At 42.1% G+C, this 12186-nt stretch carries 10 protein-coding genes, 1 tRNA gene and 1 riboswitch; of the genes, 5 read left to right on the top strand and 6 right to left on the bottom strand.

The window, feature by feature from the left end:
- Positions 1-67: 67 nt before the first annotated feature.
- The 3 genes from H6G76_RS11250 to H6G76_RS11240 all read right to left on the bottom strand — a co-directional run bounded on the left by H6G76_RS11250 (position 68) and on the right by H6G76_RS11240 (position 4652).
- Positions 68-2083 carry a serine/threonine phosphatase gene (locus H6G76_RS11250; protein WP_190699836.1) on the bottom strand — a complete coding sequence of 672 codons (2016 nt, stop codon included), beginning with the start codon at positions 2081-2083 and terminating at the stop codon, positions 68-70.
- Positions 2084-2480: 397 nt separating this feature from the next.
- Positions 2481-3827, bottom strand: coding sequence for a PAS domain-containing sensor histidine kinase (locus H6G76_RS11245; RefSeq protein WP_190699834.1), 1347 nt, complete (start codon positions 3825-3827; stop codon positions 2481-2483).
- Positions 3828-4028: 201 nt separating this feature from the next.
- Positions 4029-4652, bottom strand: coding sequence for an rRNA large subunit pseudouridine synthase E (locus H6G76_RS11240; protein WP_190699832.1), 624 nt, complete (start codon positions 4650-4652; stop codon positions 4029-4031).
- A 364-nt stretch (positions 4653-5016) separates the two neighbouring features.
- Between H6G76_RS11240 and H6G76_RS11235 the strand changes: the two genes are divergently transcribed.
- Together H6G76_RS11235 and thiC are read left to right on the top strand one after the other, a co-directional pair.
- The gene (locus H6G76_RS11235; protein WP_190699829.1) at positions 5017-5805 is read left to right on the top strand and encodes a Uma2 family endonuclease; all 789 of its coding nucleotides are present in this window, start codon (positions 5017-5019) and stop codon (positions 5803-5805) included.
- A 311-nt stretch (positions 5806-6116) separates the two neighbouring features.
- Positions 6117-6214: riboswitch (TPP riboswitch) on the top strand.
- A gap of 7 nt (positions 6215-6221) precedes the next feature.
- Positions 6222-7595, top strand: a complete 1374-nt coding sequence (gene thiC, locus H6G76_RS11230; protein WP_190699826.1) for a phosphomethylpyrimidine synthase — start codon at positions 6222-6224, stop codon at positions 7593-7595.
- 185 nt (positions 7596-7780) lie between these two features.
- Here the strand turns inward: thiC and pyrE are convergent, their stop codons facing one another.
- Positions 7781-8401, bottom strand: coding sequence for an orotate phosphoribosyltransferase (pyrE, locus tag H6G76_RS11225; protein WP_190699823.1), 621 nt, complete (start codon positions 8399-8401; stop codon positions 7781-7783).
- Between the two features lie 102 nt (positions 8402-8503).
- Between pyrE and H6G76_RS11220 the strand changes: the two genes are divergently transcribed.
- Positions 8504-8938 carry a hypothetical protein gene (locus tag H6G76_RS11220; protein WP_190699820.1) on the top strand — a complete coding sequence of 145 codons (435 nt, stop codon included), beginning with the start codon at positions 8504-8506 and terminating at the stop codon, positions 8936-8938.
- A gap of 81 nt (positions 8939-9019) precedes the next feature.
- Here H6G76_RS11220 and H6G76_RS11215 read toward each other — a convergent pair.
- Positions 9020-9092: transfer RNA gene (locus tag H6G76_RS11215), tRNA-Ile, on the bottom strand.
- Between the two features lie 189 nt (positions 9093-9281).
- On the opposite strand from H6G76_RS11215, the gene H6G76_RS11210 reads away from it, so the two are divergent.
- Both H6G76_RS11210 and H6G76_RS11205 read left to right on the top strand, forming a co-directional pair.
- Entirely contained in the window at positions 9282-9983 is a 702-nt protein-coding gene (locus H6G76_RS11210) for a hypothetical protein (protein ID WP_190699817.1), read from the top strand.
- A 102-nt stretch (positions 9984-10085) separates the two neighbouring features.
- The gene (locus H6G76_RS11205; protein WP_190700040.1) at positions 10086-11435 is read left to right on the top strand and encodes a hemolysin family protein; all 1350 of its coding nucleotides are present in this window, start codon (positions 10086-10088) and stop codon (positions 11433-11435) included.
- A 52-nt stretch (positions 11436-11487) separates the two neighbouring features.
- Here the strand turns inward: H6G76_RS11205 and queC are convergent, their stop codons facing one another.
- Positions 11488-12162, bottom strand: a complete 675-nt coding sequence (gene queC, locus H6G76_RS11200; protein ID WP_190699814.1) for a 7-cyano-7-deazaguanine synthase QueC — start codon at positions 12160-12162, stop codon at positions 11488-11490.
- Positions 12163-12186: the final 24 nt, after the last annotated feature.

Below are 12186 nucleotides of genomic sequence, written 5' to 3'. Positions count from 1 at the left end.
TTTCCTTGTCTCCTTTGTATTTCATTCTGGTAAGCGTTTTACCTGAATTTGATGCAACCTCTAATCTCTAGCCTCTAATCCCTGAATTATCCATGTTTGGGCGCACTTTTGCCCGCACAAGTATTGCCGTAATATTGTCATGACCATTTTCTTGGTTTGCCAAATCAATTAATTCGCTAACACCTCGTTCCAGGCTAGAGCCAGAACTAAGCAAAGGAAGTAAGTGAGTCTTCCAATGGGTTTCTAGTAAATCATTATCTGATAAACCGTCGGAGGCTAGGATCAAGAGACTATCTTCATTAATGTCAAAAAACTCAATATCTGGGTTGATAGCTCTTTCGTCACGCGGCCCCAAGGCTTGAGTCAATTGATAAGCATCTGGACGACCATAGGCAATGCTGGGTTCTACTCCGCGAGCAATTTCTCGCTGTCCAACTTCATGGTCTACAGTGATTTGCTCTAGTCCTCGTTTGCGGGTCAAGCGGTAGAGGCGACTATCCCCTACGTGAGCAATTGCGGCTTGTGTATCTTGAATCAGCAGAATTACCAAGGTAGTACCCATCCGACCCACTCCAGAACGGGCATCTTGTTGATTTAGCTGATAAATTGCTTGATTAGCTAAATAAACTGCCTCACGCATATTTTCTTCTGTTGGGCGTTGGTCACTTTGCCAATATTCTTGAAAGTATTGCCGCACAGTGCTAACTGCCAATTCACTGGCTATCTCGCCACCTGCGTGACCGCCCATACCATCACAGAGAATATACAAACCACGGGCTTTGAATGCTCGATTTCTGGGTAGATCTAACTTGTCAATTTTCGTTTCAATGCCAAAGTAGTCTTCGTTATGCTGACGTTGACGACCTACGTCTGTACGTCCTGCATCTTCTAGACTGCTTAACTGCATTGAGAGAACGATAGTAGGCAGGTCATCGGTTTTGGCAGAACTATCTTCTAAATCATCTTCTGGCTGTACAATTGTCGGCGCAGTCGGATATTGATTTGCAGTGCGAGAGAAACTAGGAATTGGTGATGTTTCTAGTTCTGTGGCGATCGCTTCTAGGCGCGATCGCAACTGTGCGATCGCCTGGATTTTTCCTAGTTCTAAATCCTCCAAAATCTGCAATACAGAACCAAACTGTGTGCGTTGGGACTGCCTAAATAATTCCTGCCAAACCTCACCCAAAGCTTTGAGTGTCAAAGGTTGCTTAGTAAGGGCTAATGTTACGTCTTCGTCTCTTGCTTCTGTCGCTAGGTCAATAGACTGTTCGCCACTTAATGCTTCCAGATACAACCTTGCTAACACCAGTGTTTGGTCTTCATCTAATCGCAGATTCGACAACTCCAGCAAACTTTGACGGCATTTTAACGGTTCTAATACCGCCCAAAGTTGAGTCATTTGATAAAACCAGTGTAAGATTTGTAACGAACTTGTCGTCTCTTCTTTCCACAGATCAAGTAAACGCGGCCAATCCGAACGGTCTTCTATGAGAACAACCTGGGTGTTGCCCTCCTGCCAAGCATCATGAATTACTGGTGTTCCTGGCTGATTTTGGGCTTGCAATTCTATATAAGCTTTAGCTAGCCCAGGAATTCCCCTTTCTTGGTCTGTTGATGATAACAAGCCTTGACTCTGATTTTCTAATATTGCCTCGATAGGTGATATTTGGTATGGATGAGCATCTAAAACTCGCACACCAAGTTCTGTCTGAGCGGTGTTTGTCTCTAAGATTGGTAGCGGTTCTAATAATTGATAACGTTGCTCTTGATCTATGTAAGAGCCTACTTTTAACACAGGTCTAGTAGCAGGCGATGGAGCAAATTCACTGGAAAGAGGTAAAGTTGGTAAATCGTCATGAATATCTTGCCAACTGCCTAAGTCCCAGTCCCCGCTTCCTTCTTTAGTAATAATTGCCCACCAAACTTTCCCACATTCTGCACCACAGTTATAACAACTTTGGGCGTTTAAGGGTACCTCAGTACCACATTCCTGGCAAATATGATGGGTTAGGGAGGTGCCACAGTTTTGACAAAATTTGTTAGCATTGGGGTTTTCAAAATTACACTGAGGGCAAATCAGCATAGCGGAAGTTCCTCTATTCCCGTTCCAAGGTGCTTCTAGCCACTAATATCCTCCAAAATGCCACAATTTAGTTGCCCCTGCCTACAGTAGACCTACAAAAGATTGTGGTTTCATCAGTGAATTTTGGTGGCAGTATTAATTGTGACGCATATTAGCTAAATATTGCAGATAACGGCAAGTTAATTTTTTCTGATCAATAAAGTATAAGTATAAGTTCACTTTTTTAGGAATTCTCTTGTTTTATATAGCAACCCTGCTGAATTTACAAACTAGTCGTGGAGAAAGGCAATAGGCAATAGCAATAGATTTGTTTGGATATCATTTAGGTTTGCTATAGTTTAGGACATTAACAGATGCGAAAATTTCAACACCAAACGACTTTTAACGCTGTCACCTCTCACCTGTTACCTATCCCCTGCTCTACCTGACGATGCAGAGGTAATTGGATAGTAAAACAGGTAAGATTGGAGCTACTTTCTACCTCTACTGTTCCCCCTAATTGCTTAATTAGTTTGTCTACTAATGCCAGCCCTAAACCTGTACCACCTTGCTTCAACGGATCTGTACTAGGAATACGATAAAATTTCTTAAATATATGTGGGAACTCTGATTTAGGAATTTCTACACCAGAATTAATCACTTGAAATTGCATATTTTGTAACTTTAATTGAGCAGAAATAGTAATTTCGGCATCTGGAGGGCTAAATCTACAGGCATTAGTTAGCAGTTCTATCAATATGCGTTCTAAGCTAAATGTATCGCATATTAGTAAAGGAAGATTCGGTGCTATGCTTAAATTTATTTTTTGCTTAAATATCTCATCATTACTTGCTTGAAATAACTCTACTACGTTCCGCAGCCATTTGTGTACTGGAATAGTTTCTAGTAGCCAAGGTTTAGCATTTATATCTAACCTTTGTAAATCAAGAAAATTATTGATCAGGTTGATTTGTCGTTCACACTCGTTATCTAAAATCTCACAATAGCGAAATATTTTTGAGAATTCAACAAACTTTTCCTGTTGATTTAGTGCGATTCCTAGCATTTGAATCGCCATTTTCATATTCGTGAGTGGTGTGCGGAGTTCGTGAGAAACTGTACTGAGAAATTCTTCTTTCAGGCGATTAAGACTTTCTATATCTGTCAACTGCGCCTGCATAGAGGTCTGAGTCTTATGAACGATTTGAGTTTTTTGAGAAGTATTTGCTTCCTGTTTATCAGTAGTAATGTCCTCACACACCATGAGAATCACAGGACTTTTTTGACACAAGTTACCATCAGCTAGTAAGTCTCCGTTTTCATCAGGCAATATCTTGAGTATGACTTTGACCCAGGCAATTTTACTCTCAGGGCAGTCTAAACGATATTCGCCATTAATAGTAGTAGAGAGAGAAGTTTTACCAAGCTTGATTAAAGCCTCAGATAACCTTTGTTTCTCTGACAAGTCGAACAAATTAAAAATAGATGTTTGGACTAATTGTTCAGGTGTGTAACCCAAATAGCTAGCCCCGAACTGGTTTACAGACAAAATTACCCCTGTTGTATCCAAACTAAAATGAATAGATGGGGCGTGGTTGTAAAGTTGCCGATACCAGTGGAGTTCGTCTTGAGTACGTTGCAGCATTTCTGCTGTGTACAGTTCTACATTAGAGGTTCGTTCCGGCACAAGTTCCAAGCGAACAGGAGTTGCTGGCGGTTGTGGTTTGTGAGTTTGATGCCAGAGCGATCGCTGATTAAAGCTCATAAGACTTAAACTTGTACCCAAAGACTGAATTTTATGATTTGCGAAAAAAAGATTATTATACTGTTATTGACTGGATTATTGCCAAAAATAGCTAAAAACCTTCTTTTCTGGTTTTTATTTTTTTCTGGTGATACCTATTACCCACAGGCTTTTCATAACGTTTATTTACATTTAATTGCTAATAAATGCAAAAACTTAGAATTATTTTGCTGATTTCTGAGTTCGGGATTGTGAGTTTTTCTTAGGCAATTGGTGCAGCAATTGAAGTTCAGAGACACTCAGTTCGCGCCATTCGCCTAGTTGTAAACCATCCAATCGTAGATGAGCTATGCTCACCCTGATCAGCCGTAACGTTGGGAACCCCACAGCCGCAGTCATACGGCGCACCTGACGATTTTTGCCTTCTGTCAAAGTCATTTCTAACCATGCTGTCGGCACATTTTTGCGAAATCGGATAGGTGGATTGCGATCGCCCACTGGTGGATCTTTGGGTAACAGTCTCACGTTTGCAGGACGAGTGCGGTAATCTTGGATTTCTACACCCGTTTGCAATTTGGTTATAGCATCTGTATCGGGAATCCGCTCTACTTGTACCCAGTAAGTTCGCTGATGTCCAAAACGCGGATCAGATAGTCGATGTTGCAATTTTCCATCGTTGGTTAACAGTAATAACCCTTCACTATCCCAATCTAAACGCCCTACAGGATAGACATCAGGCACATCAATATAATCTTTCAGGGTGTTATGGTTAGGTGTTTCTTGCGTAAATTGGCTGAGAACACCGTAGGGTTTGTAAAAAATCAGATATCGAAAACTACTAATCATTAGAGATTATCTATTTTTTGTCTACTCCTTAACTTCTTAATTGAAACTTAACAGGAGTGACTGGGTAGAATTATGCAGAAATTTAGAAATTTTAATAAAAATCACATAAACATGAGTTATTTATCTGGTATTTAGAAGGGTGAGTGCGATCGCTACTTGTGGAGAATTTTTTACTAATTAACGAGGTGCGAGCGTTCCTACTTCAAACTGGTTTATTATAGTTTCCCTATCTTCTGATCTCTTCTGCTTGCCTAATTTTTATTTATACTAATATGTAGCCAAATTTTTTAATTAAGTTTAAGTTAGCCAATTCCCAAGCTTCATTACTAATTACTAACTCCAAATTAAACTGCGCCAAAGTTCTATGACTCTTGCTAAATCTTCTGAACTAGGCATTACTCATCTTCCAGACCATACTGAATTACCAGAGTCAGACGGAACTTTCGTGAAAAATTTTCAAGAACATCCTCAGAGTATCCTGCTGACAGATTCTATTACAAATGTATTGCAGCAACTACATCCTGATAATCAATACTGTATCGGGCAAGATTGCGGTATTTACTGGCGTTTGACTGAACCACCAGAAAGAGGCGCAGAAGCACCTGATTGGTTTTATGTGCCTAATGTACCGCCAATGTTAAATGGTAAATTTCGCCGTTCTTATGTGTTGTGGCAAGAGTATGTCGCGCCCTTAATCGTCTTAGAATTTGTGTCTGGTGATGGTTCAGAAGAACGGGACAAAACACCCCTGAATGGTAAATTTTGGGTATATGAGCAAGCGATTAGAGTGCCATTTTATGGCATCTATGAAGTAAACCAAGCTTCTGTGGAAGTATATCACCTAGTAGATGGTCACTATGAATTAGTAACAGCTAATGAACGGGGTCACTATGTTATCCCCCCGATGGGCGTTGAATTAGGTATTTGGCAAGGGCAGTATAAAAATAGCGCAGCACCTTGGTTACGTTGGTGGGATGCCCAAGGGAATCTTTTATTAAATAGTGATGAAAAATCCCAACAGTTAACATCTCAGTTAGAACAAGAACATGAGCGATCGCACCAATTAGCACTACAGTTAGAACAAGAACAGCAACGAGCCGAACGCTTGGCAGAACGCTTACGTCAGTTAGGAATTGACCCTAATTCATTGTAAGAAGAGAGCGATCGCTTTCAGCATCCATATAGATTGAGTTTCCCAAGAATGTATAGACATCTGCCGCGCTCTTCTTTGCGTCTCTGCGCGGCAGTTGCTACAAGTCGGGGAACCCGCCCAACGCACTGCCTTGCCTCTGCGTGAGATAAAAAATATTGTTTGCTCACAAAACATTTAACTGTGAGTCATACCGCCTCAAGAACCGACAGCAGATTCATAAAGTCATAACAAAAATAGCGATCGCTCTAACCCACATCCTCATAAATTGTTAACCCTCTTGCCCCTAACCCTAAACAAGGTGGTACAATCTACATCCATGCTAGGGGTGCCTAAATCATCAAGGCTGAGATCACACCCTTAACACCTGAGTCTGGGTAATACCAGCGGAGGGAAGCTGTTTATCGAGGAATTTCAATATGCGGAAAGAATGGGTTGCCAAGCGGCGTGGGCAGAGCAATGTAACTCAAATGCACTACGCACGTCAGGGTGTTATCACTGAAGAAATGCACTACGTTGCTCAACGGGAAAACCTTCCTGCTGACCTGATTCGTGAGGAAGTAGCACGGGGACGGATGATTATCCCGGCTAACATTAATCACACCAACCTAGAGCCGATGGCTATTGGTATCGCTTCCAAATGTAAGGTAAATGCCAATATTGGTGCTTCACCTAACTCTTCTAACCTTCAGGAAGAAGTAGATAAATTGAAGCTAGCGGTGAAGTATGGTGCTGATACTGTGATGGACTTGTCCACAGGTGGCGGTAACTTAGATGAAATCCGCACAGCTATTATTAACGCTTCACCCGTTCCCATCGGAACAGTACCAGTTTACCAAGCATTAGAAAGCGTCCACGGCACAATTGAAAACCTCACCGCCGATGACTTCCTCCACATCATCGAAAAACACGCCCAGCAAGGGGTAGACTATCAAACCATCCACGCTGGCATTTTGATGGAACATTTGCCCCTAGTCAGAAGCCGCATTACTGGTATTGTTTCCCGTGGTGGCGGTATTTTGGCAAGGTGGATGCTGCATCATCACAAACAAAACCCGCTATATACCCACTTCCAAGACATCATTGAAATCTTCAAGAAATATGATGTTTCCTTCAGCTTAGGTGATTCCCTGCGTCCTGGCTGTACCCATGATGCTTCCGATGAAGCCCAGTTAGCAGAACTTAAAACCCTCGGTCAACTCACCCGCAAAGCTTGGGAACACGATGTACAGGTGATGGTAGAAGGGCCTGGACACGTACCAATGGATCAAATTGAATTTAACGTGCGTAAGCAAATGGAAGAGTGTTCTGAAGCACCTTTCTATGTGCTTGGCCCGTTAGTAACAGATATTGCTCCTGGTTATGACCATATTACTTCCGCTATTGGCGCAGCAATGGCTGGATGGTATGGTACAGCAATGTTGTGCTACGTGACACCTAAAGAACACTTAGGTCTACCTAACGCTGAAGATGTCCGCAACGGTTTAATTGCTTACAAGATAGCAGCCCATGCAGCTGATATCGCCAGACATCGCCCAGGCGCAAGAGACAGAGACGATGAACTCTCTCGCGCTCGTTACAACTTCGACTGGAATCGTCAGTTTGAATTATCCCTCGACCCAGAAAGAGCGAAGGAATATCACGACGAAACCTTACCCGCAGACATCTATAAAACGGCTGAATTTTGTTCGATGTGTGGGCCTAAGTTCTGTCCGATGCAAACTAAAGTTGATGCTGATGCACTGACAGAACTAGAGAAGTTTTTGGCGAAAGAAAAGGTGACACAAGGTTAATTTTTGAAACGCGGAGGTACATAGAGGTAAACGCAGAGTATCGCGGAGAAAACTTTGCGTTCCTCTGCGATTTCCTTTGCAAACCTCTGCGTTTAAAAGGCTTTTTCTAAAATGAAGAGAATGCGATCGCTAAATATTCAATAATTAAAGTTGGGAGAGTCGCTAGGCGACCCTAAATTCCCTAACTAATTGCCTAATTCTCGATATCTTTGTTGAATATCCTCAATCGTAAATACAGCAGTAAATTTCAACCCAACGGAATCGTAAAATTCTGCGCCCCCCTGCTTTCTGTCTACTAATGAAATCACTTCATCAACGACATAACCAGCATTTCTGAGTCGGTCAACAGCTTTCATCGCAGACTGTCCAGTAGTGACGACATCTTCTAAAACCACTACTTTTCCACCTTCCGGCAATAATGGGCCCTCAATATAAGCCCTGGTTCCATGACCTTTAGCTTCTTTGCGAATAATTAAGGCTGGGATTGGTCGATTTTCGTAAGCAGAAACCACACTGACTGCTGTAACCATTGGATCAGCACCTAGCGTTAAACCTGCGACGGCTTGAGTATTGGAAGGTAACAGAGATAAAAGAATCCGACCAATGGCTAATGCACCTTGGGGGTGGAGTGTTACCTGTTTCCCATTTATGTAGTAAGAACTAGGTTGTCCAGAAGAAAGGACAAAATCACCCTCTTTATAGGCGAGTTGACAAAATAAATCTAAAAGTTTGTGGCGCAGAGTGGTCAATTCAGAAGTCGCGGCCCACATATCAGCCTGGGTAAGGGTTTCAGTAGAATACGTCATTACAAATGATTAGGAGTTGTGCTACACCAAAGGTTGAACTCATGAGAGTTCTGAAATTAAGCATAAGTTAAGATTTGCCCAAAAATTGAGGAGCTAAAAAAGATGGGTATAAAATTTAAACCCTTTGGTGGTTTTTTGGTGCTTTTAGCTACAGGTCTGATGTTTCCGGCTGTGGTTTCTGCTGAGACGGCTACACCCAATTATGAAACAGCTAATGATGCCTTTGATCGAGCTTATTTTAGTCACGATCGCAATTTTTATGAAAATAACAGCCCTAAGCGTCAGTTGCAAAATTTTCTTGGTAATGGTTCCGGTTTTCGTAACTCTTTCCCGGAAAATGAAATTGCTCGTGATGCTGAGTTAATGAATACTCTCTATCGAGATGTTATGACTCAGCAAGTTGGCAATGATCCCTACCTACGTACACCAGATTTACCTAATCCTTATGATAGTTCTTTGCTGATGTCTCCGCGCTTAAATACCAATAAGTTGAAAGTTGGTACTGAGTTCCATTTTGAAACTGCTTCACCAAGATAGTATTTAGTCAATGGTCAAAAGTCCATAGTCCATTGTAATGATACATAACCATTAACAATTGACTATTGACTCTTCAAAAAATCCAGGGTGCAGGAGTTGAACCTGCCTTGGGCGAATTATGAGTTCGCTGCCTCAACCGCTCGGCCAACCCTGGTCGAATATTAATTTTACCGCAAATTTGCTATTTGTCTACACCCCAAAATAGTCTATCAGATTTTTATACTACATAATTTAATTATGAAATAGTGCAAACTATTATTCATGAAGTTCTTTTAAGGATTGAGGTACATAACTTCAATGCTCTTAATATAGACCAGCATTCTTCCGCAACAGCTTGTCAGCGATGAAAATAAATTCCACTGTAATTCTGACGTTTATTCTGTTAATCCTGATGTTGGGCGCAGGGTCTGTAAGCGCATTCTTAGGGTTTAATTTGGGCAGTTTAGCTCTCAAAGGTGTATCAACCCCAGATGGCCGTCCTACAACCAAATTTGCCAGTGCTAAGGCTAATAACTCCCAACAGGTGGGGCTAACACTATTAAAAGAAGAAGATATATTAAAAGTTGTTAAGTCTCGAATTGAAGGCAAAACCAAAGCCGCTAAATCAGAAAAAATAGAAGACGACGAAGAAGAAACCAATAACAAAAAGCAGAAGCAGCAAGAGAAGCCACAAGAAGTAGTTGAAGAAAAACCCCAACCAGGATTTCCTGTGAGTGCCGAAAGTGAGGGTGTGACTTTTGCGGTGCAATCGGCTCGTTACTCTGGGGGAGATTTATTACTGAAAGTAAAAATGCAGAACAAAGGAAAAGATACTGCACGGTTCTTGTATAGTTTTTTAGATGTCACTGATGATAAAGGCAGAACCTTAAGTGCCAGCACAGAAAATTTGCCAGCAGAATTACCTGCTAATGGCCCAACATTTTCCGGTACAGTAATTATTCCTACGGCTTTACTGGATGATGTGAATAAGGTATCACTGTCTCTGACAGATTACCCTGCACAAAAGCTAAAGCTAGATGTATCTAATATTCCTGTAGCTAGGTAGGGGCTGGAACTGGAGTGTGAAGTATGAAATTTACTCTTGATACTTCATATCTTCCTAATACCCATTAAAAAATAGGGGCATGAGTTTACACGGGCTTTGGCAGTGATTGGTTTTCCTGGTTTAACTTGGGCAGATGTAGGGCTGCGATTGTTATCAGTATTACTACTGATTGCCATTAATGCCTTTTTTGTGACGGCAGAGTTTTCGATGGTGACAGTGCGGCGATCGCGCATTCATCAGTTAGTGAAGGCTGGTGACATTCAAGCGATCGCAGTTGAGACACTGCAACGCAGTATTGATCGCCTTCTTTCTACAACACAGTTAGGCATTACCCTCTCTAGTTTGGCACTGGGATGGATTGGCGAAAGTACAATTGTGGTGCTGGTGAGTGCGTGGCTAAAATCCTGGCCTTTACCAGAAACAACGAGTAACTTCATCGCTCATTCGCTGTCAATTCCCATTGCCTTTTTTTTGGTTGCTTATCTGCAAATTGTTTTAGGGGAATTATTCCCAAAATCAGTAGCTTTGTTGTATTCTGAACAACTAGCGCGATTTTTGGGGCCATCAGTAAAAGCGATCGTCCGTTTCTTTAGTCCATTCATCTGGATTCTTAACCAATCAACTTTTTGTCTGCTACGAATTTTTGGTATCGAATATACAGGTCAAAGCTGGAGACCGCCTGTTACCCCAGAAGAATTACAAATCATCATCTCTACAGAACGCGAATCTACAGGTTTACTACTTTCAGAACGAAAACTCTTAAACAATGTCTTTGAGTTTGGCGATGTGACAGCCCAAGATGTGATGATTCCTCGGACTGGTATAGTTGCCTTACCCAAAGAGGCTACTTTTCAAACCTTACTGCAAGAAGTGATCGCTACTGGCCACTCCCGCTACCCGATCATTGGCGAATCTTTAGACGACATTCGCGGTATTGTCTACTTTCGGGACTTGGCACAGCCCTTGGCGATGGAGAAACTGACGTTAACATCACATATTCACTCTTGGATGCGTCCCGCCAGATTTGTACCAGAACACACTCCTTTGAGTGAACTATTACCAATGATGCAGCAAGAAAAGCCAGCTATGGTGATCGTTGTAGATGAGTTTGGCGGTACTGTAGGGCTATTAACTATCCAAGATGTGATTGGCGAAATTATTGGCAACACAGGTGAACCGGAAAGCAACGACGACTTGCTAATTCAAATTGTCGATCAGGAAACCTTTTTGATACAGGCACAAATTAATCTAGAAGACCTAAACGAGGTTTTGCATCTAAATCTACCTTTGACTAGAGAATATCAAACCTTGGGTGGTTTTTTACTTTATCAATTGCAAAAAATGCCTACCAAAGGCGAAATATTTTTATACGAAAATCTTCAGTTCACCATAGTCTCTATTGTCGGGCCGCGGCTGCATCAAATTCAGGTGCAACGCTTACCGCAGGGATGAAGCAGAGGAGCAGGGGGGGAGGAATATCTAACTCCCTACTTCCTATTGCCCACTAAGCATATGGAACTGGGTCTGTTAAGCCTAATTCATCAAACGCTGCCAGTCTTAAGCGGCAAGAATCGCAGACTCCGCAAGCTACATCCCCACCGGTGTAGCAAGACCAAGTTAAATCCCACGGAACACCTAACTTGTTACCAAGCTGGATGATTTCGGTTTTTTTCAGATTTACCAAGGGGGCGACAATCTCAGTCGGGTCGCCTTCTCGTCCTTGTTTGGTTCCGAGGCGAAAAACTTCTTGCATTGCCTGGATGTAGTCAGGGCGACAATCGGGGTAGCCGGAATAATCTAAGGCGTTAACACCAATGTAAACTCGTTGGGCAGCGATCGCTTCTGCATAGCCTAGAGCAAAGCTTAAAAATATCGTGTTCCGTGCAGGTACATAGGTAATAGGAATATTTTGCGACATTTCATCTAAAGACCGCTCTTGGGGTAAATCGATTTTGTCGTCCGTTAACGCTGAACCACCCCATTGCCGTAAGTCAAAATTAACTACCTGATGTTCTATAACTCCTGCTGTTTGTGCCACCCGCAAAGCTGAATCTAACTCTCGGCGATGTCGCTGTTGATAATCAAAGGAAATGGCGTAACACTCACAACCATCAGCTTTAGCTTGATACAGTACAGTAGAAGAGTCTAATCCCCCAGACAACAAAATTACGGCTTTCATCTCGGCTGCCAACTTTCTTAGTTA

This window comes from Nostoc sp. FACHB-152, from assembly GCF_014697475.1.
Taxonomy (GTDB): Bacteria; Cyanobacteriota; Cyanobacteriia; order Cyanobacteriales; family Nostocaceae; genus Nostoc_B.
The sequence above is the reverse complement of the archived record's forward strand: the minus strand, read 5'-3'. Positions and strand labels throughout refer to the sequence as shown.